Annotated in this window: 27 protein-coding genes; 17 read left to right on the forward strand and 10 right to left on the reverse strand. The window is 71.0% G+C overall.

The window, feature by feature from the left end:
* The first annotated feature begins 187 nt into the window (after nt 1-187).
* From Aph01nite_RS35250 to Aph01nite_RS35270, 5 genes are all read left to right on the forward strand, one after another.
* Nucleotides 188-472: a hypothetical protein gene (locus tag Aph01nite_RS35250; protein WP_204045397.1), complete on the forward strand. Its 285-nt coding sequence runs from the start codon at nt 188-190 to the stop codon at nt 470-472.
* Between the two features lie 12 nt (nt 473-484).
* Nucleotides 485-1,849: a sensor histidine kinase gene (locus Aph01nite_RS35255; protein WP_204045417.1), complete on the forward strand. Its 1,365-nt coding sequence runs from the start codon at nt 485-487 to the stop codon at nt 1,847-1,849.
* The gene (locus Aph01nite_RS35260) at nt 1,846-2,508 is read left to right on the forward strand and encodes a response regulator transcription factor (protein WP_204045398.1); all 663 of its coding nucleotides are present in this window, start codon (nt 1,846-1,848) and stop codon (nt 2,506-2,508) included. The genes Aph01nite_RS35255 and Aph01nite_RS35260 overlap by 4 nt, the downstream gene beginning before the upstream one ends.
* Before the next feature lie 549 nt (nt 2,509-3,057).
* Nucleotides 3,058-3,801, forward strand: a complete 744-nt coding sequence (locus Aph01nite_RS35265; protein WP_204045399.1) for a GVDTG sorting domain-containing protein — start codon at nt 3,058-3,060, stop codon at nt 3,799-3,801.
* 2 nt (nt 3,802-3,803) lie between these two features.
* Nucleotides 3,804-4,397, forward strand: coding sequence for a class F sortase (locus Aph01nite_RS35270; RefSeq protein ID WP_204045400.1), 594 nt, complete (start codon nt 3,804-3,806; stop codon nt 4,395-4,397).
* A 382-nt stretch (nt 4,398-4,779) separates the two neighbouring features.
* Here Aph01nite_RS35270 and Aph01nite_RS35275 read toward each other — a convergent pair whose 3' ends face one another.
* Entirely contained in the window at nt 4,780-5,130 is a 351-nt protein-coding gene (locus Aph01nite_RS35275) for a hypothetical protein (protein ID WP_204045401.1), read from the reverse strand.
* A gap of 214 nt (nt 5,131-5,344) precedes the next feature.
* Here Aph01nite_RS35275 and Aph01nite_RS35280 point away from each other — a divergent pair, with 214 nt between their 5' ends.
* The 4 genes from Aph01nite_RS35280 to dhaM all read left to right on the forward strand — a co-directional run bounded on the left by Aph01nite_RS35280 (nt 5,345) and on the right by dhaM (nt 8,293).
* Nucleotides 5,345-6,109: an MIP/aquaporin family protein gene (locus tag Aph01nite_RS35280; protein WP_204045402.1), complete on the forward strand. Its 765-nt coding sequence runs from the start codon at nt 5,345-5,347 to the stop codon at nt 6,107-6,109.
* Nucleotides 6,106-7,098, forward strand: coding sequence for a dihydroxyacetone kinase subunit DhaK (gene dhaK, locus Aph01nite_RS35285; RefSeq protein ID WP_204045403.1), 993 nt, complete (start codon nt 6,106-6,108; stop codon nt 7,096-7,098). The genes Aph01nite_RS35280 and dhaK overlap by 4 nt, the downstream gene beginning before the upstream one ends.
* Before the next feature lie 185 nt (nt 7,099-7,283).
* Entirely contained in the window at nt 7,284-7,916 is a 633-nt protein-coding gene (dhaL, locus tag Aph01nite_RS35290; RefSeq protein ID WP_239162217.1) for a dihydroxyacetone kinase subunit DhaL, read from the forward strand.
* Nucleotides 7,910-8,293: a dihydroxyacetone kinase phosphoryl donor subunit DhaM gene (gene dhaM / locus Aph01nite_RS35295; RefSeq protein WP_204045404.1), complete on the forward strand. Its 384-nt coding sequence runs from the start codon at nt 7,910-7,912 to the stop codon at nt 8,291-8,293. The genes dhaL and dhaM overlap by 7 nt, the downstream gene beginning before the upstream one ends.
* 81 nt (nt 8,294-8,374) lie before the next feature.
* On the opposite strand, the gene Aph01nite_RS35300 is transcribed toward dhaM, so the two are convergent.
* From Aph01nite_RS35300 to Aph01nite_RS35315, 4 genes are all read right to left on the reverse strand, one after another.
* Nucleotides 8,375-9,136, reverse strand: a complete 762-nt coding sequence (locus Aph01nite_RS35300) for an IclR family transcriptional regulator (RefSeq protein ID WP_204045405.1) — start codon at nt 9,134-9,136, stop codon at nt 8,375-8,377.
* A gap of 7 nt (nt 9,137-9,143) precedes the next feature.
* Nucleotides 9,144-9,629 (reverse strand): VOC family protein, encoded by a 486-nt coding sequence (locus Aph01nite_RS35305; RefSeq protein WP_204045406.1) that lies wholly within the window; start codon nt 9,627-9,629, stop codon nt 9,144-9,146.
* A gap of 138 nt (nt 9,630-9,767) precedes the next feature.
* Entirely contained in the window at nt 9,768-10,160 is a 393-nt protein-coding gene (locus Aph01nite_RS35310; RefSeq protein WP_204045407.1) for a hypothetical protein, read from the reverse strand.
* Nucleotides 10,161-10,535: 375 nt separating this feature from the next.
* Complete coding sequence (locus tag Aph01nite_RS35315; RefSeq protein WP_204045408.1) at nt 10,536-10,790, reverse strand: Smr/MutS family protein; 255 nt, start codon at nt 10,788-10,790, stop codon at nt 10,536-10,538.
* A 333-nt stretch (nt 10,791-11,123) separates the two neighbouring features.
* Between Aph01nite_RS35315 and Aph01nite_RS35320 the strand changes: the two genes are divergently transcribed.
* Complete coding sequence (locus Aph01nite_RS35320; RefSeq protein WP_239162219.1) at nt 11,124-14,357, forward strand: S8 family serine peptidase; 3,234 nt, start codon at nt 11,124-11,126, stop codon at nt 14,355-14,357.
* Between the two features lie 64 nt (nt 14,358-14,421).
* Here the strand turns inward: Aph01nite_RS35320 and Aph01nite_RS35325 are convergent, their stop codons facing one another.
* The gene (locus Aph01nite_RS35325) at nt 14,422-14,850 is read right to left on the reverse strand and encodes a CBS domain-containing protein (protein ID WP_204045409.1); all 429 of its coding nucleotides are present in this window, start codon (nt 14,848-14,850) and stop codon (nt 14,422-14,424) included.
* A gap of 206 nt (nt 14,851-15,056) precedes the next feature.
* On the opposite strand from Aph01nite_RS35325, the gene Aph01nite_RS35330 reads away from it, so the two are divergent.
* From Aph01nite_RS35330 to Aph01nite_RS35360, 7 genes are all read left to right on the forward strand, one after another.
* A complete protein-coding gene (locus tag Aph01nite_RS35330; protein ID WP_239162220.1) occupies nt 15,057-16,448 on the forward strand; it encodes an aminopeptidase P family protein in 1,392 nt (463 codons plus the stop codon).
* Nucleotides 16,449-16,515: 67 nt separating this feature from the next.
* Nucleotides 16,516-17,154 (forward strand): 4'-phosphopantetheinyl transferase family protein, encoded by a 639-nt coding sequence (locus Aph01nite_RS35335; RefSeq protein ID WP_204045410.1) that lies wholly within the window; start codon nt 16,516-16,518, stop codon nt 17,152-17,154.
* Nucleotides 17,155-17,239: 85 nt separating this feature from the next.
* Entirely contained in the window at nt 17,240-17,695 is a 456-nt protein-coding gene (locus Aph01nite_RS35340; RefSeq protein ID WP_204045411.1) for a MarR family winged helix-turn-helix transcriptional regulator, read from the forward strand.
* Nucleotides 17,696-17,734: 39 nt separating this feature from the next.
* Nucleotides 17,735-18,376, forward strand: a complete 642-nt coding sequence (locus tag Aph01nite_RS35345; protein WP_239162221.1) for an LppX_LprAFG lipoprotein — start codon at nt 17,735-17,737, stop codon at nt 18,374-18,376.
* The gene (locus tag Aph01nite_RS35350) at nt 18,373-19,869 is read left to right on the forward strand and encodes an MFS transporter (RefSeq protein ID WP_307836817.1); all 1,497 of its coding nucleotides are present in this window, start codon (nt 18,373-18,375) and stop codon (nt 19,867-19,869) included. The genes Aph01nite_RS35345 and Aph01nite_RS35350 overlap by 4 nt, the downstream gene beginning before the upstream one ends.
* A 182-nt stretch (nt 19,870-20,051) precedes the next feature.
* Nucleotides 20,052-20,504 carry a DUF6220 domain-containing protein gene (locus Aph01nite_RS35355; RefSeq protein WP_204045412.1) on the forward strand — a complete coding sequence of 151 codons (453 nt, stop codon included), beginning with the start codon at nt 20,052-20,054 and terminating at the stop codon, nt 20,502-20,504.
* The gene (locus Aph01nite_RS35360) at nt 20,501-22,399 is read left to right on the forward strand and encodes a multicopper oxidase family protein (protein ID WP_204045413.1); all 1,899 of its coding nucleotides are present in this window, start codon (nt 20,501-20,503) and stop codon (nt 22,397-22,399) included. The genes Aph01nite_RS35355 and Aph01nite_RS35360 overlap by 4 nt, the downstream gene beginning before the upstream one ends.
* Before the next feature lie 9 nt (nt 22,400-22,408).
* Here Aph01nite_RS35360 and Aph01nite_RS35365 read toward each other — a convergent pair whose 3' ends face one another.
* The 4 genes from Aph01nite_RS35365 to cmk form a co-directional block, all read right to left on the reverse strand.
* Nucleotides 22,409-23,056: a response regulator gene (locus Aph01nite_RS35365; RefSeq protein WP_204045414.1), complete on the reverse strand. Its 648-nt coding sequence runs from the start codon at nt 23,054-23,056 to the stop codon at nt 22,409-22,411.
* Nucleotides 23,047-24,294: a sensor histidine kinase gene (locus tag Aph01nite_RS35370; protein ID WP_204045415.1), complete on the reverse strand. Its 1,248-nt coding sequence runs from the start codon at nt 24,292-24,294 to the stop codon at nt 23,047-23,049. The genes Aph01nite_RS35365 and Aph01nite_RS35370 overlap by 10 nt, the downstream gene beginning before the upstream one ends.
* 71 nt (nt 24,295-24,365) lie before the next feature.
* Nucleotides 24,366-25,778, reverse strand: coding sequence for a ribosome biogenesis GTPase Der (der, locus tag Aph01nite_RS35375; protein WP_204045416.1), 1,413 nt, complete (start codon nt 25,776-25,778; stop codon nt 24,366-24,368).
* Nucleotides 25,779-25,810: 32 nt separating this feature from the next.
* On the reverse strand, nt 25,811-26,479 hold the full coding sequence (cmk, locus tag Aph01nite_RS35380; RefSeq protein ID WP_239162222.1) for a (d)CMP kinase: 669 nt from the start codon (nt 26,477-26,479) through the stop codon (nt 25,811-25,813).
* Nucleotides 26,480-26,651: the final 172 nt, after the last annotated feature.

The following is a 26,651-nucleotide window of genomic DNA, read 5'->3' on the forward strand; positions in this document are numbered from 1 at the left end:
CCGCTTGATCGCCGGGGAGTGGAGGGATGCCGGGGGTGAGAAGGTTTGACTGTCCAGACAACAGCGCGGCCACGCCGTGTGCTTGTCCCCGATCTTCCTACAGCCGGTCCGCCGGGGGATAGTGCGGATGAGAGTCTTCTCATCCTGGGCTCAGGGTGATCTCCCGGACGGGGCCGAGGATGGCGGCATGAGTCGCCGGATTTCGGTTGTGGTGCTCCTGGCCGGGGCGGTCGTGGTCGCGCTCGCCTTCGTCGGGATCGTGTGGGCGGCCGGGAGCGGCACGCCCGACCTGGGTGGTCCCGTCGTCGTCTCGGCCACGCCCTCGGAGAAGCCTTCTCCCCGGACGCCGTCACCGGACAAACTTGATGCCGTATCGACGAAGCGGGCGGACCCGGTCAAACCGCCGCCGCCGCAGCGGGGTGGGGATGACGACGATGACGACGGCGACAACGGGGACGACGGGGACGACTGATCCGTGCCGCGGATGACCGCCCGCGCCCGGATCGTCGGGTGGATGCTGCTGCTGGTGGGCCTGGCCCTCTCGGTGGCGCTCTTCGCGACCTGGACGATCCTGCTGGCGCGCCTCGACGACCGGGTGAACGCCGAGCTCGGCAACGAGACCGAGAAACTCCGCTCGTACGCGAAGACCGTGAGCGGCGCCCCCGACGTGTCCGAACTGCTCGACTCCTACCTGGCCGTCAACGTGCCCGACCGGTGGGAGACGTTCTTCACGCTGGTCGACGGCCGCCCCGACTCGATCAGCGGCATCGTCCCGCCGGTACGGCTCGACCACGACGAGGACCTGGTCGAGACCGCGGGCGAAGCCACGGCGCCCACTCCCGGCACGGCCCGCACCGCCGCCGGGGAGGTGCGTTACGCCACCATTCCGGTACGGGTGACCGGCGACGACCGTACCGGCCATTTCGTGGTCGCGGTCTTCTACGACCGGCACCGCGAGGAGGTCGTGGAGGCGGTGCGCGTGCTCGCCTTCACCGCGCTGGCGGCGCTCGCCCTCGCGGGTGCGGCCGGCTGGTTCGTGGCGGGCCGCGTCCTGGCCCCCGTCCGCCTGGTACGGCAGGCCGCCGCCCGGATCACCGACTCCTCCGATCTGACCCGGCGCCTGCACGTACCCGGCAACGACGACGTGGCCGCGCTGGCCGCCACGTTCAACCACATGCTGGACCGGCTGGAACGGGCGTTCGCCGTCCAGCGGGAGTTCGTCGACGACGCCGGCCACGAGCTGCGTACGCCGATCACGGTCATTCGCGGGCATCTGGAGCTGATGGGCGAGGACGACAGGCACGAGACGATCGCCCTGGTGACCGACGAGCTCGCCCGGATGAACCGGATCGTGGACGATCTGCTCACGCTGGCCAAGGCCGAGCAGCCGGACTTCCTCAGTCCCGAGGAGGTCGAGCTGGCCGATCTGACGGTGAGCGTGGTGGCCAAGGCGCGGGCGCTCGGGGACCGGCGGTGGCGGGTCGAGGAGGTCGCCGAGGAGCGTGTCCTCGCGGACCGGCAGCGGCTCACCCAGGCCCTGGTGCAGCTCACCGCCAACGCCGTCCGGCACACGCGGACCGGCGATCTGGTCGCCGTGGGATCGTCCGTCCGGGATGGGCTGGTACGGCTCTGGGTGCGTGACAGCGGACCCGGCGTCCCTGCTGAGGACCGGGAGCGTATTTTCGAGCGGTTCGTGCGGGGCGGGAGCCGTACCGGGGAAGGGGCGGGTCTCGGGCTGGCCATCGTGCGGTCGATCGCGGAAGGTCACGGCGGGACCGTCGGAGTGGAGGAGTCCCCCGGCGGCGGGGCCCTCTTCGTCATGAGATTTCCGTGCAAGGAGGTTGGGTGAATCGCATTCTGATCGCGGAGGACGAGGAGCGGATCGCGTCCTTCCTGGAGAAAGGGCTCCGCGGCAGCGGGTTCACGACCACCGTCGTGAGCGACGGCCTCGCCGCGTACGAGCACGCCAGGACCGGCGAGTTCGACCTGCTGATCCTCGACATCGGGCTGCCGCTCAGCGACGGCTTCACCGTGCTGCGCCGCCTGCGCGAGCACCGCGTCGGCATCGCCGTCATCATCCTCACCGCCCGCGACAGCGTCGTCGACACCGTCGCCGGCCTCGAAGGCGGCGCCGACGACTACATCGCCAAGCCCTTCGCCTTCGAAGAACTCCTCGCCCGGGTACGGCTCCGCCTGCGCGCCGACCGCCTCCCCGAGGTGACCGTCCTCAAAGCCGGCGACCTCGCCCTCGACCTGCGCACCCGCAGAGCCCACGCCGCCGACCGCTCCGTCGACCTCTCCACCCGCGAATTCGCCCTCGCCGAGGTCTTCTTCCGCCACCCCGACCAGGTCCTGACCCGCGAACAACTCCTCAGCCACGTCTGGGGCTTCGACTTCGACCCAGGCTCCAACGTCGTCGACGTCTACGTCCGCTACCTCCGCCGCAAACTGGGCCACGACCGCATCGAAACCGTCCGCGGCACCGGCTACCGCCTCCGCGCCCAATAACCTCCCCACCCACAAACCTCCTCGATCAGCCAGATCCTGTACGCCTCTCGCCCAGCAACCTCCCGGAACCCTCCACGCAGACATCCCCGACCAGCCCGGCCTTGCCCGCCCCATGCCCAGCGACCTCCCGGAACCCTCCACGCAGACATCCTCAATCGGCCCGGCCTTGCACGCCGCTTACCGAGCGACCTCCCAGAACCCTCCACGCAGACGTCCCCGACCAGCCCGGCCTTGCACGCCCCATGCCCAGCGACCTCCCGGAACCGGTTGACGCCCCTGGTCCGCTTGATCGCAGATCCGCTTGATTCCCAGGTCCGCCAGATCGCCTGGTCCACTGGGCTGCCTGCTGTGCCGGCCTGCTTGGTTTGCGGGGCTGCGGACTCGCTCTGGATTAGTTGACGAGGCTCTTCCGTGAGAACTGCCTCTGCGGATCGCCGATGAGAAGCCGCTGGTGAGAAGCCTCTCACCAAGCCCTCACGGTCAGCCCACCCCGCCCTCGAATCCTGGAATCAGCCGCGAGAAGCGGCCCGACTACTCCAGGAGCACACCATGACCGACACTCTCCGCCCCGCCCTTCTCTCCCTGGCTCTCGCCCTGGGCCTGACGACGACCACCGCCGCGCTGGCCTCGCCGGTCCAGGCGGCGCCGCTCTCGGCGATCACCACGGCCGACGACGATGACGACCGCGGTGACGACGATGACGATGACGATGACGAAGGGGGCGACGATGACGACGACCGGCCGCGCGGCGGTTCGAACGACGACGATGACGACCGCCGTCCCCGAGGCGGCGTCGACACCGGACTCGGCGCGACCCAGGACGACGATGACGACGATGACCGGCCGCGCGGTGGTGTCGGCGCCGGACTCGGGGCGAGCGGCGACGATGACGACGACCGGCCCAGGGGTGGCGTCGACACCGGACTCGGGGCGACGCAGGACGACGATGACGACGACGACCGGCCGCGCGGTGGCGTGGATACCGGCAAGGGTGGTGCGAGCGGCGACGATGATGACGACCGGCCGAGGGGTGGGGTGGACACCGGGATGGGTGCCACCGGTGATGATGACGACGATCGGCCGGAGGGTGGCGTCGAGGCTGGGAAGGGGGGTTCCGCTGGGCTGAGTGGTGATGACGAGCAGCCGAGTGGTGGGGTCGAGACCGGGCTTGGCGGGGCGGTGGAGGACGGTACGTCTCCGCTGGTGCCGCTGGGGGTCGCCGGGGTGGCGGGAGCGGCCGTGCTCGCCGGGGGCGGGTTCTGGCTGCGGCGCAAGTTCGGTGCGGAGAGTTGACGATGAGAGGCCGTACCGTGCGCGGGGGGATCACCCTCGCGGCCGCCGCGCTGGTCACGATCGGGTGCGGGGGCGACGCCTCCGCTGAGATCCCCGTGCAGGTCCCCGCTGGAGCGCCCGAAGCGGTGAGCGTCCGGTCGGCGGTGGCCGTGAAGAAGGATGTCGCGGATCCCGTCCGGCTCAGTATTCCGGCGATCGGCGTCTCCACCAAGGTGATCGCCCTGCCGCTGGACCGCAAGGGACGGCTGGTCGCGCCGCGTCAGTTCGATCGGGTCGGCTGGAACAAGGCAGGCCCGGAACCCGGCGAGAAGGGCGTCGCCGTCATCGCCGGCCACGTCGACTCCAAAACCGGCCCCGCCGTCTTCTACCGGCTCCGTCACCTCTCCAAAGGCGACCGCGTCCACGTCCATCGCAAGGACGGCACCACCGCCACCTTCACCGTCCATCGAATCGCCCGCTACCCCAAGAACCGCATCCCCGACAAAGTCGTCTACTCCGCCGAATCAGGAGCACACCTACGCCTGATCACCTGCGGCGGAACCTTCGACCGCTCCCGAGGCAGCTACCGCGACAACATCGTGGTCTTCGCCCGCTAACCCAACCCCCACCCAGGATCGCCGCCGCCCCCAGCGCCGGCGATCCTGCCGTTTCACCCATAACCGCCCTCCATGTGGAACCCACACGCGACCGCCATATACGAACCCGTGACACCCTTCGCGCCGTCGAGTGGGTCTCCCCGGACACCCTGCGATGCTCCGCGGCGGCAGCGGATGGGGGCCGGGGCGTTAGCCCCCGGGCCGGGGCGTTAGCCCCCGGGCCGGGGCGTTAGCCCCCGGGCCGGGCGGGTGGGGATATCCCGCATCGCGTGACATGTGCGCCCCGCGGCCCTTGGACGCCGGATGTCAGGCCGAGCGTCAACCCACCTCTTCCCCGCCCCTGCTTTCAGGTTCCCGATGACCGAACTATCCGGAGGAAGGCTCAGTACTCGTCGGTCCAGTGGTACCAAGGGCCTTGGATGTGCTCGAAAGACGAAGCGACCGAGGGGTTGGTGTCGTCGATCGGCGCGTGTGTGGGGCTCCAGACGTATCCGTAGGGGTCCACGCCCGTTACTGCCTCGCCTACTTGGAAATGGACGCGGTCGCCCTCTCGGTAGATGTCCCGAAACTCGATCTTCCCGATCTTCTGCGGATGAGCCGTCGTGCCGTCGTCCGGTGCGGCCGTCCCGACCACCTGCTCCATCTCGGCGAAGGAGGGCGCGACGCGTTGCGCGACGCCGTATCCGCAGGAGGTCAGCAACCCGAGCGCGACGCAGGCGACCAGTTTCCTCATGCGTTGATTGTCCCCGCGTCGAGAGCTACCCCCAGGGCCGTTTGGAGATCGTGCAGCGCGACGAACATCCCGGCCGGCGGGCCTGGACACAGGTAGGACAAAAAGGGCGGGAGGGAGGCAAGAAAGCCTTGACCCGGGGGGCTGTCCGAATTAACTTCGATGAAATCATGTTCGGCAATGTCGAACAATGTTCACGTCAGTTCTGGACGGTGTCATGAGCGACTCCATCACCACCCCCCAGAAGCTCCTCGCCGAACTCCTGGGCACCGCCTTCCTCGTGTACGTAGGCGCGGGCTCCGCCGCCGCCACCGGCGTCATCGCGGCCGGCACGGACGTGCCGTTCTCGATGGCCCAACTGGGCGTGATCAGCTTCGCGTTCATGCTGGTCATCGTCGGAACCGTGTACGCGATCGGTCACATCTCGGGCGGCCACATCAACCCGGCCGTCACCCTGGCCCTGGCCGCCACCGGCAAGTTCCCCTGGCGCGAGGTCCCCGGCTACATCGCGGCCCAGGTCGCCGGAGCCGCCGCCGGAGCGGTCGCCATCTTCGTCACCCTGGGCACCGAGGCCGCGAAGGCCGCCGGCGGCGGCGTGACCTCGTACGCGGCGGAGACCGGCTTCCTGCGCGGCACCGTCGTCGAGGCCATCGGCACCTTCATGCTCGTCTTCGTGATCTTCGGGGTGATCGACCGCAGGGCGGTGCCCGGCTGGGCGCCCATGGCCATCGGCTCCATCGTCTTCGCGATCATCATCATCGTCGGTCCCGCCACCGGCGCGGCGATCAACCCGGCCCGGTATGTGGGCCCGTTCCTGGTGACGGCTGCCTTCGGCGGCAGCGTCGGCTGGGACCAGCTCCCCGCGTACCTGATCGGGGACTTCGCCGGCGGTCTGCTCGGCGCCCTGGCCTATCTCGGGCTTGCCTCCACCCGCGCCAGGGCAGAGGTTGATGGCACCACGACAGTGAGGACGGCACCGTGAAGAAGCTCATCAACAGCGTCGACGGCGTGGTCACCGACGCCCTGACCGGCATCGCCGCCGCCCACCCCTCGCTCCGGGTGGACCTGGAGAACAAGGTCGTCTTCAGGGCCTCGGGCCCGCGCCCCGGCAAGGTCGCCCTGGTCTCCGGCGGCGGCTCCGGCCACGAACCCCTCCACGGCGGTTTCGTCGGGTACGGCATGCTCGACGCCGCCTGCCCGGGAGAGGTGTTCACCTCTCCCGTACCCGACCAGATCATCGAGGCCACCAAGGGCAGCGACGGCGGCGCGGGCGTGCTGCACATCGTCAAGAACTACACCGGCGACGTGCTCAACTTCGAGATGGCGGCCGAGCTCTGCGCCGACGAGGGCGTGGACGTGGTCAGCGTGCTCGTCAACGACGACGTGGCCGTGCAGGACTCCCTCTACACGGCGGGCCGCCGGGGCACCGGCGCGACCCTGTTCGTCGAGAAGATCGCCGGGGCCCTGGCCGAGACGGACGCCCCCCTGTCCGAGGTGGCGCGGGTCGCCCGCGAGGTCAACGACCGCAGCCGCTCCTTCGGCGTGGCCCTCACCGCCTGTACGGTCCCCGCCGCCGGCAAACCCACCTTCGACCTGCCCGAATCCGAGATCGAGCTGGGCATCGGCATCCACGGCGAGCCCGGCAGGACCCGTACCGGACTGAGCGAGGCCCGGGAGATCGTCCGGGTGGCGATGGACGCCATCAACGACGACCTGCCGCTCTCCGGCGACGTCCTGGTCATGGTCAACGGCATGGGCGGCACTCCCCTGCTGGAGCTCTACATCGTGTACGCCGAGGTCGCCGCCTACCTCGCCGAGAAGGGCGCCACGCCCGTACGCAACCTGGTCGGCAACTACGTCACCAGCCTGGACATGCAGGGCTTCTCGGTCACGACCTGCGCCCTCACCGACGAGTTCCGCGCCCTCTGGGACGCCCCGGTCGAGACGCCGGGCCTGCGCTGGGGCCGCTGAGCAGAACTGAACAGAACTGAACAGAACTGAGCGGAACCCCGATACCGGTGGCCGAGCCCTCCGTGGGCTCGGCCACGTCCCCCGTGCGTTATACGACATGTCGTAATGTCCAGCACAGTCGAGGGCATAAACCGAAATATCGGTTCACGTTGATTTGCATCGCCGTACAGACCGGGAGCGGATTCTTGGACACCTCGTTCTTCGTCGCCTGGATGGAGGAGATCGCGACAGCCGTACAGGCTCAGCGTGATCATCTGACCCAGCTGGACGCCGCCATCGGCGACGCCGACCATGGTTCGAATCTGGATCGCGGCTTCGGCGAGGTCCGGCGGGCGCTGGCCGACTCGCCGCCCGAGACGCCGGGGGCGGTGCTGAGGCTCGCGGGCGCCACATTGATCCGGAAGGTCGGCGGCGCGTCCGGTCCCCTCTACGGGACGGCGTTCCGCCAGATGGGGAGGTCGCTCGGGGACGTGTCCGACATCTCGCTCGCGGAGCTGTCGACGGCGCTGGACGCCGCCCTGGCCGGGGTGCAGAAGCTGGGGGCGGCGGTGGAGGGCGACAAGACGATGGTGGACGCGCTCGCGCCGGCGGTCCGGGCGCTGGCGAAAGCCGTACAGGACGGGGTCAAAGCGGAGGATGCGCTGAGCGCGGTCGCGGCGGCGGCGCAGGAGGGGGCGAAGGCCACGATTCCGCTGCAGGCCCGCAAGGGCCGGGCCAGCTACCTGGGCTCGCGCAGCGCCGGCCACGAGGACCCCGGCGCGGCCTCCACCGCCCTGGTCCTGAGCGCCCTCCGGACGGCGGGATTCCGCACATGGTAGGCATCGTGCTCATCTCGCACAGCGCCCGCCTCGCCGACGAAGTGGCCGAACTGGCCGCGCAGATCGGCGGCAGGGACGTCCCGATCGCGGCGGCCGGCGGCACCGACGACGGCCGCCTGGGCACCAGCATCACCAAGCTCAGCGCCGCCATCGACACGGTCGACCAGGGCGACGGCGTGGTCGTGCTGATGGACCTCGGCAGCGCCGTCCTGACCGCCCGGACCCTGCTCGACGAGTACCCCCGCCCCAAGGTCTTCCTGGCCGACGCCCCCTTCGTCGAGGGCGCCATCTCCGCCCTGGTCACCTCCGGCGGCGGCGCCGACGTCAAAGCCGTCCTGACCGCCGCGGAAGAGGCCCGCCACATCGGCAAATTCTGACGCGTCCGCCCGGCCGCCTGTCACACTCCCGGCAGTGCCTGATTCCGGTCAACTGAAGCCCGGGGCCGCTCGGTCCAGGTCTCACCCGTAGGTGGACGTGCTTCTGGGCGCGCCCAGGTCGCGGGAGAGCGCCCGCCCGGACTCGCGCACCGCCAGCAGGAGATCGTTCCGCCGGACCCCGAGCAGCCGTTCCGCAGGCCCGACCACGCCGATCGCCCCCGCCACCACCCCGCCCCTGCTGAACACGGGCGCCGCGATGCCCGCGTCGCCCAGCGCCGCCTCCTGGTCCTCCACCGCCATCCCCGTCCGCCGCACCGCGGTCAGCGCCTCCTCGAGTTCCTCCCGATCGGTACGCGTCTGCCCCGTCAGCGGCACCAGCGGCTCCTCGAAAAGCTCCTCGATCCTCGGGTGGTACGCGGCGATGGCGTGCCCGAGCGCGCACGCGTGCCACGGGATCGCGGCCCCCACCTCGAGGATCTGCACCATGTCGTCCGGCCGGAACACGTGGTGCAGCACGATCACCCGCGACCCCGACAACGTCGCCACCCACACCGACTCGTTGGCCCGCTGCGCCAGCGAGTCCGCCCACAGCAGGCTCCTGGCCCGCAGCTCGGACCCGTCCAGATAGGCGTTCCCCAGCTGCAACACCGCAGGTCCCAAGGCGTACTTGCCAGTCTCCACGTCCTGCACGACGAGCTCGTGCCGCTCCAGTGTCCGCAGCAGCCCGTGCACGGTCGGCTTCGCCAGCCCCACCCGCTGCGCGATCTCGGTCACCCCCAGCCGTGGCGCGCCCGCCCCCAGCGTCCGCAGGATCAGCGCCGCCCGCTCCACAGATTGGATCATTTTTCGATTATGCCGAACACGGTTCACCTCCCGCCTCTTCGCCCCAGAGCCCGCGCACGCGCGCGAACACCTGCTGGCCGTGGGAGAACTCGAGGTTGTTGCCGTCCGGGTCGGTGATCATGCATACGTACCCGACCGGAAAGGGAATGTCTGCGGGTTCCATGCGCAGGCATCCGGCGTCCCGGGCCTTCGCGGCGACGCGGTCCACGTCCTCCCGCCCGGGAACCTCGATGCCGATGTGCGCGAACGGGGCGAGCTGCGGCTGGCGTTTGCCGCGATCCGCGTGGAAGGTCACCAGGACCAGGACGAACGGATCCACGACCTGCCCGTCGTTGGACAGCCAGACCGTCTCCCCGGTGTCGTCGGCGAATTCGGCCACCTTCACGAGCGGGGTGAATTCCTCGTACCAGGCCAGCGAGCGTGCCACGTCGTACGAGGGAAGGGCGACGTGCGTCCATCTGGGGCGCGTCAGAGCGCGCGGCGAATGCGTCATGCCCAATGCTCTCAAGCGTCCGTCGATCGGCCGGAAGACCGCGCGAAACAACCCGGTCACCTTCACGGAAAGGGTGACCGGGTTCTTGTCCATCGGGTCGAGTACCGGCCGGGTCAGGCGCGGCCGATCGGAACCGGCCTAGCAGTGGCCCCGGACGGTGGAGCTCGTGGCGTCCTTGACTTCGATGGGATAAACAAGGCGCGCGTCGTAGAGGAATGCCCTGGCGCTGTAATTCTTATTGGTCTGGACGTCGGAGCAGGGCTCGCTCGCGTGCGCGTATCCCCAGCCCTGATGCCCGTTGTACTTCGTCTCCCCCTCCGCGACCTTCACCTTGCGGCCGAGCGAGTCGTGCCGGTAGATCACGGTCTCGACCCAGTACGTCTCGGGCCTCGTGCAGTACACGGATCCGCGGGCGTTCAGCGCACTGGGCGCGTTGATCAGGACCACCGTGAGGCTGCAGTCCTTCGGAATGGCCAACGCCGGCGCCGCGGGCACCACCACGCCGACGACGACCGCCGCGACGACAGCCACCGATAAACCGGCAGCCCGAATCCAGGTCCGTCCCTTAAGCATGACATTCTCCCTTCATCTCAGTTTATGCAGATACCTTCACCGTAAACCAGAATATAAGGAGACGTCAACTCATGTGTCCATATATCCAGACATCAATTCACACCAGTTGATGAGGAGCCCATGGGCCTTCGCGGGCATCGCCTGGGGTGACCGTTGATCGATACGCTGCGCCTGTGAGAGTCGTCCGCGTGGATGGATGCCTGCCGATTATCGGCTTGATAATCGGCTTGGCCGTGACGACCGTCCTGGTGTTCTGCGGCCTCGTGTACTTCGCGCTGACGTCAAGCCCGCTCGACTGATCTTCCCGTCCGCCGCTCGAGCGACGAAGCGCGGCTATTTGTGCTTGAAGTAGACGAACAGGCGGCCGTGGTTCTTGGCGTCCTTGTCGATGCGGTGGTAGAGGGCCTTGATGTGCTTCTGGTCGAGGAAGCGGAGGACCTTCTTCTTGAGCTGGCCGGAACCCTTGCCCGGGATGATCTCCACTTCGGTGGCCTTCTTGGCCAGCGCCTCCTGGATGATCGCGTTCAGCGCGCGGTCGATCTGGTCGCCCTTGTTGAAGATGTCGTGGAGATCCAGCTTCAGCTTCATGGGCCGAGTGTAGCTCTCGCCCAAAATTGACATTCACCTTGTCAAACCGGGATCTAGCCCCGGAAATGGTGGCTAGTTAAACTCCCCATCAGGCCTGGCCCTTCGCCGAGCGGGGGTCAAGCCGTCGTCAACCACCGGGGAGGGTTGAGTCTCTTCCGTGCGCCGAAACAGGCGCCTGCCGGGGGTGGCGCGACGCCTCTTTGCTGTGCGACGAGTCCCGCAGCCCCATATGGAGGTGTCGTGTCAAGGAAGCTCCGTTCGAGACACTTACGTTTGACCAGCGCCGTCGCCGTTCTCGGTCTGGTCGCGGCGGTGGTCCCCGCAGGATCCGCGGTGGCGGATCCGACCCCGTCGCCGGCGCCCAGCCTCACGGCGAAGCCGCTGGGCAGTCCGGAAGTGGTGTTCGGCGCCAAGTCGTCGACCGGGAAGCTGGCCAAGAGCGACGAGGAACTGCTCAAGTCGACCTCGTCGGCACCGGTGAACGTCGTCGTCAAGCTGGACTACGACTCGCTGGCCGCGTACAAGGGCGATCTGGCCGGGCTGCCGGGCACGAGCCCGGCCGTGACCGGTGAGCAGCTGGATCCCGACAGCGCCGCCGCGCAGAAGTACGTCAAGCACATCGAGGGCATGGAGCAGGAGTTCCTGGCCGAGCTGCCCGGGCAGGTCCCGAGCGCCAAGGTCGGGCAGCGCCTGCGCACCGTGTACGGCGGCGTGGCGCTGACCGTGCCGGCCAACGAGGCGGCCGAGCTGCTGACGCTGCCGGGTGTGGCGGCCGTGCAGTCCGACTCGCTGGAGAAGCCGCTCACCGACTCCAGCCCCGACGCCATCGGCGCCACCCCGATCTACAACCAGCTCGGCGGCGCGCCCTCCTCCGGCAAGGGCGTGATCGTCGGCATCCTGGACTCGGGCGCGTGGCCCGAGCACCCGTCCTTCGCGGAGGCGGCCGGGCTCCCCGCTCCCCCGGCGAAGGCCGACGGGACCCCCCGGACCTGCAACTTCGGCGACAACCCGCTGACCCCCGCGTCGGACGTGTTCGCCTGCAACCGGAAGCTCATCTCCGGGCAGCCGTTCCTCGCCACGTACAACGCGCTCGTCGGCGGCGACGTGTACCCGACCTCGGCCCGTGACTCCAACGGGCACGGGACCCACACCGCCACCACGTCGGCGGGCGGGCCGGTGGCCAACGCCAACCCGCTCGGCATCGACCGCGGCGACATCCACGGCATCGCGCCGGCCGCGCACGTGGCCGTCTACAAGGTGTGCGGCGCCGAGGGCTGCTTCCAGTCGGACTCGGCCGGGGCGGTCGCGCAGGCCATCCTGGACGGCGTCGACGTGATCAACTTCTCCATCTCGGGCGGGGCGAACCCCTACAGCGACGTGGTCGAGCTGGCGTTCCTCGACGCGTACGCGGCGGGTGTCTTCGTGGCCGCCTCGGCGGGCAACGCCGGTCCCGGCGCGGCCACGACCGACCACCGCAGCCCGTGGGTGACCACGGTGGCCGCGTCCACCCAGAAGCGCACCTTCGAGTCGACCATCACCTTCACCGGCGGGCCGACGATCAAGGGCGCCTCGATCACGGCCGGCGTCGGCGCGCCCGCGCCGGTGGTGCTGGCGTCGGCGCCGCCGTACAACGACCCGCTGTGCCTCACCCCGGCGCCCGCCGGGATATTCACCGGGAAGATCGTGGCGTGTGAGCGCGGGCCCAACCGGGTGCTGAAGGGCTTCTCGGTCAGGCAGGGCGGCGCGGCCGGCATGATCCTGTACAACAGCACGCCGCTGGACATCATGACGGACAACCACTGGCTGCCGACCGTGCACATCGACAAGCCGGCGGCCGACGTGATGCTGGCGCACCTGGCCGCCACTCCCGGGGCGACGGCCTCCTTCACCCAGGGCACGAAGACCAACTGGCAGCGCGACTCGATCACCACGTTCTCCTCGCGCGGGCCGGGCGGGGACTTCCTCAAGCCGGACGTGACCGCGCCGGGCCTGCACATCCTGGCCGGGCACACGCCGACGCCGGAGTCTCCGCTGGAGGGCCCGCCCGGCAACCTGTTCCAGGTCATCGCGGGCACCTCGATGTCCTCGCCGCACGTGGCGGGCGCGGCGGCACTGCTGCGCGCGCTGCACCCGACGTGGACGCCGGGCCAGGTCAAGTCGGCGCTGGAGACCACGGCGCGGACCAACGTCACCAAGCAGGACCGGGTCACCCCGGCCGACCCGTTCGACACCGGCGGCGGCCGCATCGACCTGGGCGAAGCCTGGGACGCGGCCCTCACCCTGGACGAGACCGCGGCCAACTTCGCGGCCTCGGCGGCCGACCCGCTCAACCGGATCGACCTCAACCTGCCGTCGGTGAACGCGCCCATCATGCCGGGCGAGATCACCGCCAAGCGCACGGTGACCAACGTCACCGACGCGACCGTCTCGTACGAGGCGGTGGGCAAGACCACGAGCGGCGCGATCATCACGGTCACGCCGTCGGAGTTCGAGCTGGAGCCGGGCGAGAGCGCCGAGCTGAGCATCAAGATCAGCGCGCCGGAGCTGCCGGACGGGCAGTACTTCGGTTCGATCAGCCTCAGGCAGGAGAACGGCAACAAGGACCACCACCTGCCGGTGGCGTTCTTCCGCCAGGAGGGCGCGATCCCGGTCGAGCAGTCCTGCGCGCCCGACACCATCGTCCGCCACACCGGCTCGTCCACCTGTACGGTCACCGTCAAGAACGACACGCTGGAGGACACCGAGGTCACCGCGGTCAGCACGCTCAACAGCAAGCTCCAGCTGACCGGCGTGACCGGGGCCACGGCCACCGGCACGCAGGTCGCGACCGCGGTGGAGACGCTGGAGGGCAGGCAGCCCGACCGGCCGGTCATCGCGCCGGGCTCGCTGTTCGGCTACATCCCGCTGGACGCGTTCGGCGTCGCGCCGATTCCGCTCGGCGACGAGCAGGCGCTGAACTTCACCGTGCCGGCGTTCCGGTTCGCCGGGCAGACGTTCACCCGGCTCGGCGTCACCTCCAACGGGTACGCGGTGGCGGGTGGCACCAACGGCTCGGCGGACATCCAGTTCATCCCGCAGTCGCTGCCGGACGCGGCCCGGCCGAACGGCGTGATGGCGCCGTTCTGGACGGACCTCGACGGCACGGGCGCGCCCGGCGTCTTCGCCACCACCCTCACGGACGGCGTCGACGACTGGATCGTGGTGGAGTGGCGGCTCAACCTGTTCGGCACCAGCAGCCAGCGGGTGTTCCAGCAGTGGATCGGCGTCAACGGCGTCGAGGACGTCACGTACGCCTACCCGGGCCCGCTGCCCTACCCGGGGGCCGCGTTCGGGCTGACCGTCGGCGCCGAGAACAGCGACGGCACCGCCGGCAGCCAGATCCCGGACGGCACCGGCCCCACGTCGGACTACCGGATCACCAGCACGCCTGGCGCTCCCGGTGAGACGATGACGTACACCATGACGGTCAAGGGTGTGGCCGGCGGCGTCGGCACGGTCACCACCGCGACCTCCACCGATCAGGTGAAGGGCATCACCGTGGAGGTGGACAAGATCACAGTCCAGTAGCACGGCGTGAAAGGACGGGCCCGGCGGATCGATCCGCCGGGCCCGTCCCGTGAACGTCGAACGATCAGCCGCGCAGGTAGCCGACCAGGTGCTCCCGTTCGGACTCCAGCTCCTCGATGGCGCTTTTCACGACGTCGCCGATGCTGACGATGCCGACGAGCCGCCCGTCGCGTACGACGGGGACGTGCCTGATCCGGTGGTTGGTCATGGTCTGGCGGAGGTCCTCCACGTTGGCGTCGGGGGCGCAGCTGCGCACCTCCGACGTCATGATGGCCGAGACCGGTCCGCCCAGGACATCAGCGCCACGCTGGTGGAGATGCCGCACGACGTCACGCTCTGAGACGATTCCGGCGATGGTGACCCCGTCCTCGGACACCACCACCGCGCCGATGTTCTTCTCGGCGAGCACGCCGAGCAGTTCCGCGACCGTCGCCTGCGGCGCCACGGTCACGACATCGGCTCCTTTACCCTGCAAGATCGTACCGATCAGCAACCGACACCACGTCCTTCCTGCCGGGGTACAGATGGGGATCCCCTTTTCGGTTCCCGGCTAAGCGACCGAAAACGCAAATCCTGTCCACACAGGGGACAACTCGCAGTGACCCTGCGTCAAGGCTCCTTGATGCCCTCTTTCCCCTTCCCATATCCAGAAATTTCCCTTAACGTGCCGATAAAATGTGAAATAGCACTGGAGGGCTTGTGGGGGACTTCAACGTCGGGAGTCATGATCTGCCGATCGGGGCGGAGCTGGCCGCGTTCATGACGCGGGGCTGGGCGGACACCCGTCGGAGCGATCTCCGGCCGGTGCCGATGGCGGCGTACACGGCGAAGCGGCGGGCCCGGCTGGCCGGCCGGTTCCCGGGCGAGTACCTGGTCATCCCGTCCGGCGGGCTGAAGGTCCGCAGCAACGACATGGACTACCGGTTCCGCGCGCACAGCGCGTTCGCGTACCTCACCGGCGACCGGGAGCCCGACGACGTGCTGGTGATCGACCCCGCCGGGGTGGCGCGGCTGTTCGTCCGGCCCCGGGCGCCCCGGGAGGAAGGGCAGGAGTTCTACCGGGATCGCCGCTACGGGGAGTTCTGGGTGGGCCGCCGCCCCGACCTGGCCGAGGCGGAGACGCTGTACCAGGTCGACTGCGCGCACATCGACGGGCTGGCGGACGCCGTACCGGCGGGAAGGGCGCGGGTGCTGCGCGGGGTCGACGCGGGTGTGGACGGCCTGATCGCGGCGGGGGACGGGGACGGGGAGCTCGTCTCGTACCTGGCGGAGATGCGGCTGGTGAAGGACGAGTGGGAGGTGGCGGAGCTGCGGCGCGCGGTGGACGCCACGGCACGCGGCTTCGAGGACGTCGTGCGGGCCCTGCCGGGCGCGCTGGCGCACCCGCGCGGCGAACGCTACGTGGAGGGGGTCTTCGGCCTGCGCGCCCGGCTGGAGGGCAACGACGTCGGCTACGACACGATCGCCGCCTCGGGCGCGCACGCCTGCGTGCTGCACTGGATGCGCAACGACGGCGGCCTGAACCCGCGGGATCTGCTCCTGCTGGACGCGGGCGTGGAGACCGACCACCTCTACACCGCCGACGTCACCCGCACCTTCCCGCTGTCCGGCCGTTTCAGCCCCGTCCAGCGCCAGGTGTACGACCTGGTCCACGCGGCCCAGACCGCCGCCATCGCCGAACTCCGGCCGGGGGCGCGGTTCCGCGACTTCCACCTGGCCGCCATGCGCGTGATCGCCGCGGGCCTGCACGACTGGGATGTCCTGGCCTCCCCGGACATCGAGTCCGGCCGGTACCGCCGGTACACGCTCTGCTCCAGCGGCCACATGCTCGGCCTGGACGTGCACGACTGCGCCAAGGCCCGCACGGAGACCTACCTGGACGGCGTGCTGGCCGAGGGCCACGTCCTGACCGTCGAGCCCGGCCTCTACTTCCAGCCCGACGACCTGACCCTGCCCCCGGAGCTGCGCGGCATCGGCGTACGCGTGGAGGACGACCTGGTGATCACCGCCGGCGGCGCCGAGCTGATGTCCGGGGCGCTCCCCCGCGAGTCGTCGGCGATCGAGTCCTGGATGGCCGAGCTGGGAAGGTGACCGTCCGCGTCCGCCGCTACCCCCCGTAGTTCACTTGATCGACACACGCCCCTTCTAGGCTGGGGTTATGCGCGCCCCTCTGGCCGTCGCGGGTTACACCGACGAAGTCCTCGACGCCGTCGGCGGGACGCTCACCGAAGCGGAACGGGACCGGGCGGCACGGTTCACCCGCAAACAGGACCGCCTCGACTTCGTCGCGGCCCACCTCCTGGTACGGCACTGCGCCGCCGAACTCCTCGGCGTACGCGCCTGCGCGCTCACCCTGGTGCAGTCCTGCGAACGCTGCGGGAGATCACACGGCCGCCCGTCCATCGCCGAGGCCCCCGGCCTCTCGGTCAGCCTCGCCCACACCTCCGGGTACGTCTCCGCCGCCGCCGGCCTGGGCAAGGTGGGCGTGGACGCCGAGCACGCCACGGCGGGCCAGGCCGACGAGAACCTGATCGCGCTGGCCCTCACTTCGGCCGAGGCGGACCTGGTCGGGCTGGACAACCGCAGGCTGATCCGCCTGTGGGTCCGCAAGGAGGCCCTGGTCAAACGCGGCGAGCTGGCCCTGGACCGGCTCCGCGAGGTGGATCTGTCCAAGCTGCCCTTCGAGGGCCGCGCCCACGAGTGGGACGGCCGTCACCTGCTGGAGTGGACGTCCGGCACGGTGATCGCCACCGCCATCTTCAACGAGCCGGGCGAGCTGCGCCTGATGGGCGCCTGATCAGCCGTGCCCCGGATCGGACAGTCCGCCACATGGTCGCATTCGGGGGTGCGCGGCAGGCGTACACGATCTTTATGCTGGAGTAATGGCAGATCCGCGCTGGCTGAGCCCAGCTGAGCAGCGGGCCTGGCGTGCCCACCTGGCGGCGCACCGGCTCCTCACGCACCGCCTCGATCGCGACCTCCAGGAACACGGGCTGTCGTTCAACGACTACGAGATCCTGGTCAACCTGTCCGAGAGCCCGGACCGGCGCATGCGGATGAGCGACCTGGCCGACGCGACCATCCAGTCCCGCAGCCGGCTCTCCCACCAGATCTCCCGGATGGAGACGGCCGGCCTGGTGACCAGGGAGAACTGCGAGGCCGACCGGCGGGGCACGTTCGCCGTGCTGACCGCCCACGGCTGGGACACCATCCAGCGGGTGGCGCCCGACCACGTGGCCGGGGTGCGCCGCCACCTCATCGACCTGCTGACCCCCGGGCAGGTGGCGGAGCTGGAGGCCATCTACACGCCGGTGATCGCCAAACTCCAGGGCAAGTAGGGTCCGCCCGCTTCGCCGGGGAGTGGCTACGATCCGGGAGTGCGAAGAATCCTCTGGATGATGCTTTCGGTGGCCGGCGTGCTGCTCGGCGCGGCGTGTAGTTCGGCGGATCTGCCGGACGGGCCGGAGTTGCTGGTGAAATCCGGGTCCGCGATGGGCGCGGTGCGGACGGTGGCCTTCACGCTGAGCACGGAGGGCGAGCCCGAGGTGCAGGTCAGGCGGGCCGAGGGCAGCCTGACGCGGGCGGGCGACGCCAAGGGCTCGATCCAGGTGCGGCTGATCGGCACCCTCCAGGAACTGGAGTTCGTGCTGCTCGGCCCGGACGTCTACCTGAAGGGCCCGACCGGGGGCTTCCAGAAGTCGATGACGCGGGAGCAGCTGGCCGCCTTCTACGACCCCGGCGCGGTCATCTCGGGCGTGCCCGCGCTGCTGGCCGCCGGCAAGGACGTCACGGTCGAGGGCGAGGAGGCGGGCGCCTACAAGGTGTCGGTGACGATGCCCCCCGAGGCGCTGGTGAAGGTCGTGCCGGGCATCACCCAGCCGGTGACGGGCACGCTGCTGATCGACAAGGCCACCAGCAGGCTGACCAGGATCGAGCTGCCCGTCCCCGGCGGCACGATCACGGTCGCGCTGGCCGACTACGACGCGCCGGTCACCGTCACGGCTCCCCCGCTGTCGTGAGCACGATCCCCCGGAGCCGCCGGCTCGCCGTCGGCGCGGGCGGCGCGGCCGTGCTGCTGGCGGCGCTGGACGCGTACGTGGTGGTCACGGTCCTGGTGGACATCGCCGCGGACGTGAACGTGCCGGTGAACCGGCTGGAGCGGGCCACGCTGATCGTGACCGGCTTCCTGCTCGGCTACGTGGCCGCCATGCCGCTGCTCGGCCAGCTCTCCGACCGGTACGGCAGACGCCCCCTCATCCAGGCCTGCCTGGCCGGTTTCGCGGCCGGATCGCTGCTCACGGCGGTGGCCGGGTCGATCCCGCTGCTGGTGGCAGGCCGGGCGCTGCAGGGCGTCGCGGGCGGGGCGCTGCTGCCCATCACGATGGCGCTGATCGGCGACCTGTGGGACGCCAGGGCCCGGCCGGTCGCGCTCGGCGTGGTCGGGGCGGCGCAGGAGCTGGGCAGCGTCCTCGGCCCGCTGTACGGCGCCGCCCTCGCCGCGCTGCCGTTGTTCGGGTGGCGGACCATCTTCTGGGTCAATCTGCCGCTGACGCTGGCCGCCATGGTGGCGGTGCACCGGGGGGTGCCGGGCGGGCGCGGGCCGTACCGGCCGGTGCGGATCGACGTGGTGGGCGGGGCGCTGCTGGCGGTGGCGCTGGGGCTGCTGGTGGCGGGGCTCTACAACCCCGCGCCGGAGAAGAGCGTGCTGCCGTCCTGGGGGCTGCCGTGCGTGCTCGCCGGCGCGGTGCTGTGCGTGGTCTTCGTCGGGTGGGAGATTCGGTCGCCGGTGCGGCTGCTGGACCTCTCCGGGGTGCCGAAGGCTCCGCTGCTGTCCACCCTGGCGGTGAGCTTCCTGGCGGGGGCCGCGCTGCTGGTGACCCTGGTGGACGTGCAGCTCGTGGCGCAGACGCTGCTGGGCCTGGACCAGGTGGGCGGCGCGCTGGTGCTGACCAGGTTCCTGGTGGCGCTGGCGGTGGCGGCGCTGGCCGGGGGGCTGCTGGCGCGCCGGTTCGGGGAGCGGCTGGTGTCCGTCGCGGGGATGGCCGTCGCCTGCGTGGCGTACCTGCGGATCTGGCAGTGGCCGGTGGATCTGGGCGAGCATCTCACCCGGGTGGACGTGGATCTCGTCGTCGCCGGGCTCGGGCTCGGGCTGGTGATCGCGCCGGTGTCCTCGGCGGTGCTGCGCACCGTCCCCGCCGACCGGCACGGGGTCGCCTCGGCCGCCGTGGTGGTGGCCCGGATGATGGGCATGCTGCTCGGCGTGGCCGCTCTGTCCGCCTGGGGTTTCCACCGTTTCCAGTCGCTCACCGCCGACCTGGACACGCCGCTGCCGTTCGGCGTGGAGGCGGGCGAGTTCGCCCGGCGGCTGGCCGAGTACGAGACGGCGCTGAAGGCCGCCCTGCACACCGAGTACACGGAGATCTTCCTCATCACGGCGGTGCTGTGCGCGGCCGGCGCCGTCGCCGCCCTGGCCCTGCCGGCCAGAACCGCGACAGGAGGCGAAACCGAGTAGGGGGGTGCTCAAGCGCGACGCCGTGCCGGCGGACACGATCGTGGCGTGCGGCGGGGACCCGGAGATTTCCCGATCAGCGCAGGACAGGGGTCCCGTGCGATCGGGACACCCGGAGCCGCACATTAGCCCGGTGCGGCCCCACCTGGATTCGGGGCCCGTCGCTACATAGCTCAGGAGCCCCCATGCGCAAGGTCTTCTTCTGGTTCTCGGTGCTGCTGCTGGTGTCCGTGCTGGCCCAGTTCTACCTCGCCACCTTCGGCGCCTTCGAGCGCCCCGCCCCCGCTCTGGGCGCGATGGACAGCGCGATCGTGCCGCACATCATCAACGGCACGATGGTCATCCCCGTGTTGTCCCTCCTGCTGACCGTCTTCGCCGCGATCGCCAAGGCCGGCCGCCAGCTCATCTGGCTGTCCATCGCGCCGTTCGGCCTGGTCGCCGTGCAGCTGTTCGTGATCTTCGAGCTGGCCGGCCTGGCCGGGGCCACCGAGAACAGCACCACCACCGCCGGCCTGGCCGTGCTCGGCTTCCACGCCCTGGACGGGGTGGCGATCCTGTGGGTGACCGTGACCATCGTCCGCAAGGCCCGCGCCCTGCTCAAGACCCAGGCGGCGGAACCTGTCGCCGCGCACGCGTGAGCACCGGCCAGCTGATCGGCGTCGATCAGATCCTGCTCGTCCTGGTCGCCGGACTGTGGGCGGCGGCGGCGGGAGTCGCCGTCGCCGCCCTGCGGGGGGCGGCCGGGAACCTCGCCCCGATCGCCGCGGGCCTGCTCGCCGCGGCGATCGCCGCGACCTGCCTGCGCGGCTGGACCACCGCCGCGCTGGCGTCGGCCGGCTGGTGGTTCGCCGCCGAGAAGCTCACCCTGGCGCTGCCGCTGGTGGCGATCCCCGGGCTGGCCGCGGCGGCGGTCACCCTGCCGTCGCTGATCCGGTTCTGGCGGCACGGGAGCCCGCCGGACCCCGCTCGGACGCTGCCCGTGGTGCTCGCCGCCGTCGGCGCCGCCGCCGGGATCGCCTGCGCCCTGCTGATCGCCTACCCGGTCACCGTCCCGGCCGCCGCCGTGCTGCTACTCGCCGTCGCGGGCGCGTCGGCGCTGGCCTGGCGGGTGCTCTCGGGCCGTACGGGTGACCGGTGGCGGGTGGCCGGGACGGCCGTGCTGATGCTCGGGGTGTCCTGGGCGATCACCGGCGGCTGGTCCGGCAGCGCGTTCCACGCCGGGCACGACGCGGAGGCCGCCGGGGTCTCGGTCGCCTCGCTCGCCGGCCGCCCCGAGCCCGCCGCCAGGAAGTTCACCCTCACCGCCGAACCGGCCACGCTCCGGTTGCCCTCGGGCCGTACCTTCGAGGCGTGGTCGTTCAACGGGCAGTCGCCCGGCCCGACGCTGCGGGTGAAGCAGGGCGAGCACGTCGAGGTGACGCTCCGCAACGAGCTGCCCGGCCAGGCGGTCACCATCCACTGGCACGGGTACGACGTGCCCAGCGGCGAGGACGGCGTGCCCGGCGTCACCCAGGACGCGGTCCTGCCCGGCGGCTCGCACGTCTACCGCTTCCGGGCCACCGACCCGGGCACCTACTGGTACCACAGCCACCAGCACTCCAGCGTCGCCGTCGCCAAGGGCCTGTACGGCCTGCTCGTCGTCGACCCCGTCGACCCCGTCGGCCCCGTCGGCCCCGTCGGCCCCGCCCCGGGTGACCACACCCTGGCCCTGCACACCTACGGCACCATGACCCTGTCCCTCGACGGCCGGCCCCCGTCCGACGCCCTGGTCAAGACCACCATCCGGCCCGGCGCCCCCGTACGGCTCCGCGTGGTCGGCACCGACAGCTCGCCCGTCGAGATGGGCCTGACCGGGACGCCGTACGAGCTGGCGGCCGTGGACGGCACGGACGTGCCCGGCGCGACCGTCCTGACCGGCGACCGGCTCAGACTGGCCGCGGGCGGCCGGTACGACCTGACCTTCACCATGCCCGCCAACCCGGTCTACCTCGACGTGAACGGCCACCCGGGCCTGCTCCTCAACGGCGGCACCCCGCCCGCCCCCGCCGCGGGCCCCGTGCTCGACATCACCCGGTACGGCTCGGGCGCCCCGGTTCCCGCCGAGTTCGACCAGGAGATCACCTGGGTCCTCGACCGCACCCTGGCGATGGTCGACGGCCTGCCCCGGCTCGCGTACACGGTCAACGGGAAGGGCTTCCCCAACATCCCGACGCCGCTGGTGAAAGAGGGCCAGAAGGTCCTGATCCGGGTCGTCAACCGCGGCTCCGACACCCACCCGATGCACCCCCACGGCCACCACGTGCAGGTCCTGTCCAAGAACGGGCGCCCGGCCAACGGCCTCTGGATGGACACCTTCGACGTACGGCCCGGCGAGGTGTGGGAGGTGGCGCTGACCGCCGACAACCCCGGCATGTGGATGTCCCACTGCCACGACCTGGCCCACGCCGTCCAAGGGATGGAGTTCCATCTCGCCTACGAGGGGGTGACCAGCCCGTTCGACCTGGGCGGCGAGGCGGGCAACCACCCGGCCTAGACCCGGCGGCTAGGAGCGCAGGTACGCGAGCACGGCCAGCACCCTGCGGTGCTGGTCGGTGTCGTCCGCGTACAGGTTGAGCTTCACGAAGATGCCGCGGATGTGCTTCTCCACCGCGCCCTCCGTGACCACCAGCTCGCGGCTGATGGCCGGGTTCGACCTGCCCTCCGCCATCAGGGCCAGCACCTCGCGCTCGCGCGGGGTCAGCGAGCCGAGCGGGTCGTCGCGGCGGCGGCGCACCATCAGCTGGGCGACCACCTGGGGGTCGAAGACGGTGCCGCCGCCCGCCACCCGGCGCAGGCCGGCCAGGAACTCCTCGACGTCCACCACCCGGTCCTTGAGCAGGTAGCCGACCGCGCCCCTGGCGTCGGCCAGCAGGTCGTCGGCGTAGGACACCTCGACGTACTGCGAGAGGATCAGGATCGGCGCGCCCGGCACCTTCTGCCGGGCCGCCACCGCCGCGCGCAGGCCCTCGTCGGTGAAGGTGGGCGGCATGCGCACGTCCACCACCGACACGTCCGGGCGCAGCTCCTCCACCGCGGCGACCAGCTCCGTGCCCGTGCCGACCGCCGCCAGCACCTCGCAGCCGAACTCCTCCAGCAGGCGCACCAGGCCCTCCCGGATGAGCACCGCGTCGTCGGCCACCACTACCCGCACGGAACCTCCGCCACGATCATCGTCGGCCCCCCGGCGGGAGACTGGACGGCCAGCTCGCCCTCGACGCCGCGCAGCCGGTCGGCCAGGCCGGACAGGCCGTGCCCCTTGGCGACGTGGGCGCCGCCGACCCCATCATCGCCGATCGTGAGCAGCAGCGTGCCGCCCACCCGGACCAGGGTGACCGTGCACATGGTGGCCCGGCTGTGCTTGGCCACGTTGGTGAGCGCCTCGGCGGTGACGAAGTAGACGGTGTTCTCGACCAGCGCGGGGAAACGTTCGTCCAGCCGCACGTCCAGCTCCACCGGGACCGTGCAGCGGGTGGCCAGCGCGGCCAGCGCCGGCGCGAGGCCCCGGTCGGCCAGGATCGGCGGGGCGATGCCCCGGGAGAGGGCGCGTAACTCGTCCAGCGTCTCCCGGGTGGCGGTGATGGCCTGCCCGATGGTGGCGCTGGCCGCGGCCGCGTCCCGCTCCAGCTCCCGCTGGGCCCGGGACAGCTCCATGGCCAGGTGCACCAGGCGCTGCTGCGGGCCGTCGTGGATGTCCCGCTCCAGCCGCCGCAGCGCGTTCGCCTCGGCGTGCGCGGCCGCGTTCCTGCCCTCGGTCAGGTCCTCGATGCGCACGTGCAGCTCCGCCACCCCGGTCAGCAGCGCCCGGCCCAGACCGGCCTGCAGGAGCGCCATGCCCCGGATCACCGGGAACAGGGTGACCAGGCAGATCAGCCCGAACATGCCGTAGAAGGCGACGTTGGTGCCGTAGCTGTCGCCCAGGCCGAGCAGCTCGGGCAGCTCCTGGTTGCCGGGGATCTCGCTGGTGATCCAGCCGTACAGCGGGTAGGTGAGGCCGGCCAGGACGGCGGCCCACCAGGTGACGGCGACGCAGAAGGTGGCCACCGCGACCGGGAAGACCACGATGCCGTGCAGCAGGTCCAGCCAGGACTGGCCGGTCAGCAGCGGGTTGACCAGGCGGCGCACCCGGCCGGAGCCGTCCGGCGGCTGCGGGTAGCGCGGCCGGGCCAGGTCCCGGCCGAGCACGGACTCCAGGCGGCTGCGCTCCAGGTCGCTGAAGCCGCGGGCGACGAGCAGGGTGAGCCCGAGGATGGGCACCCCCGCCCAGACCACCAGGAGGCCCGCGCCCGTCGCGGCACCGGCGATGAGCAGGGTGAAGGAGATCGTGGCCAGGGGGAACCCCAGCAGCAGGTAACCGGTGTCGGCCATCAGGCGGCGGGTCATCGTTCGCATGGGTCTCAACCTAGGAACATCTCCCCTCGCCATCGAGCCGGTGCGCCGCCCTTCCGGGGGTAGGGCAGGCCCTACTTCTTCTTGCGCTTCTCCCGGATCTTCATGGTCACCTCGATCGGCGAACCGGCGAAGCCGAACTCCTCGCGCAGCCGCCGCTCGATGAACCTGCGGTAGGTGTCCTCCAGGAAACCGGAGGTGAACAGCACGAACTTGGGCGGCTCGGTGGACGCCTGGGTGGCGAACAGGATCTTCGGCTGCTTGCCGCCCCGCACCGGCGGCGGCGTGGCCTGCACCAGCTCGGTGAGGAACTGGTTGAGGCGCGCCGTCGGCACCCGGGTCCCCCACGAGTCGATGGCCAGCTCCAGCGCCGGGACCAGCTTCTCCACGTGGCGGCCGGTCTTGGCGGAGATGTTCACCCGCAGCGCCCACGGCGTGCGGACCAGCTGCCGCTCGATCTCCTTCTCCAGGTAGTAGCGCCGGTCCTCGTCGACCAGGTCCCACTTGTTGAAGGCCACCACCATGGCCCGGCCGGACTCGATCACCAGCGAGATGATCCGCAGGTCCTGCTCGGTCAGCACCTCGGAGGCGTCGATGAGCACGATCGCCACCTCGGCCCGCTCCAGCGCGGCCCGGGTGCGCATGGCCGCGTAGAAGTCGGCGCCCTTCAGCTCGCGGTCCCGCCGCCGGATGCCCGCCGTGTCGATGAACCGCCACGTCTTGCCGCCGAGCTCGATCAGCTCGTCCACCGGGTCCCTGGTGGTGCCCGCCATCGGGTCGACCAGCACCCGCTCCTCGCCCGCCACCTTGTTCAGCAGCGAGGACTTGCCCACGTTCGGCTTGCCCAGCAGCGCCACCCGGCGCGGGCCGCGCGCGGCCCCGAACAGCACCGGCGGCGTCTCCGGCAGCGCGTCCAGCACCACGTCGAGCAGGTCGCCGCTGGAGCGGCCGTGCAGCGCCGACACCGGGCGCGGCTCGCCGAGGCCCAGCGACCACAGCTCGTTGGCCTCCAGCTCCTGCAGCTGGTTGTCGACCTTGTTCGCGGTCAGCACGACCGGCTTGCCGGACCGGCGCAGCACCGCGCCGACCGCCTCGTCGGAGTCGGTGATGCCGACGCTGGCGTCCACCACGAAGAGGATCACGTCGGCCAGCTCGGCCGCGATCTGCGCCTGCTCGGCGATCTTCAGCGCCATGCCGGTCGCGTCCGGGTCCCAGCCGCCGGTGTCCACCAGCGTGAACCTGCGGCCGCGCCAGTTCGCCTCGTACGTCACCCGGTCCCTGGTCACGCCGGGCACGTCCTCGACCACCGCCTCGCGGCGCCCGATGATGCGGTTGACCAGCGTGGACTTGCCCACGTTGGGCCGGCCGACGACGGCCACCACCGGCAGCGGGCCGGACTCGGCCTCCTCCTCGGGCCCGTCGACGGCCAGGCCGGCCAGCTCGGCCTCGATCCAGCCGCCGTCGTCCTCGTACTCCCCCGCGCTCATGATCGCGTTTTTCCCTTCACGCGCGCCGGAATTCAGGCGCGCTCCTTGACAAGTCTCAGCACCTCGGCGATGACCTCGTCGAGGTTGAGCGCCGTGGTGTCCAGTTCCACCGCGTCCGCGGCCATCGCCAGCGGGTCGGTCTTCCTGGTCGAATCGAGGGTGTCCCGGCGGGCCAGCTCCACCCGCTGCGCGGCCACCGTGGACCCGGCCAGCTCCGCGCTGCGGCGCATGGCGCGGGCCTCCTCGCTGGCCGTCAGATAGACCTTGACGGGGGCCTGGGGGGCGACCACCGTGCCGATGTCGCGGCCCTCCACGACGATGCCGCCCTCCGGCAGGGCCGCCTCGATCAGCTCCCGCTGCCGGGCGACCAGGCGGCGGCGGACCTCGGGCACCGCGCTCACCGCGGAGACCGCCCGGGTCACCTCCGGGGACCTGATCGGGCCGTCGACGCGCACCCCGTCCAGCGTGACGCCGGGGAAGTCCGGATCGACCCCCATCTCCAGCGCGGGCTCGCCCGAGCGGGCGGCGATCGCGGCCGGGTCGCCGAGGTCGACCTCCATCTGGAGCATCCACCAGGTGACCGCGCGGTACATCGCCCCGGTGTCCAGGTAGCGCAGGCCCAGCGCCCGGGCCACCCCGCGGGACGCGCTCGACTTGCCCGACCCGGAAGGCCCGTCCATCGCGACGATCAGACCCGGCACATCGCTCCCCTTACTTGAGTTGTCCGCCCCCCAAGGTACCGGCAGTCCCGGCCCCGGCGCGCATCGAGCCGTACGGTTACGGGACCTGCCACCCGTGCTCACGCAGCGCGGCGGCGAACACCCCGGCCGCCTCCGGCTGCACCGACAGCTCCACCGCGCCCAGCGGCAGTCC

The organism is Acrocarpospora phusangensis (genome assembly GCF_016862995.1).
GTDB classification, from domain to species: Bacteria; Actinomycetota; Actinomycetes; order Streptosporangiales; family Streptosporangiaceae; genus Acrocarpospora; species Acrocarpospora phusangensis.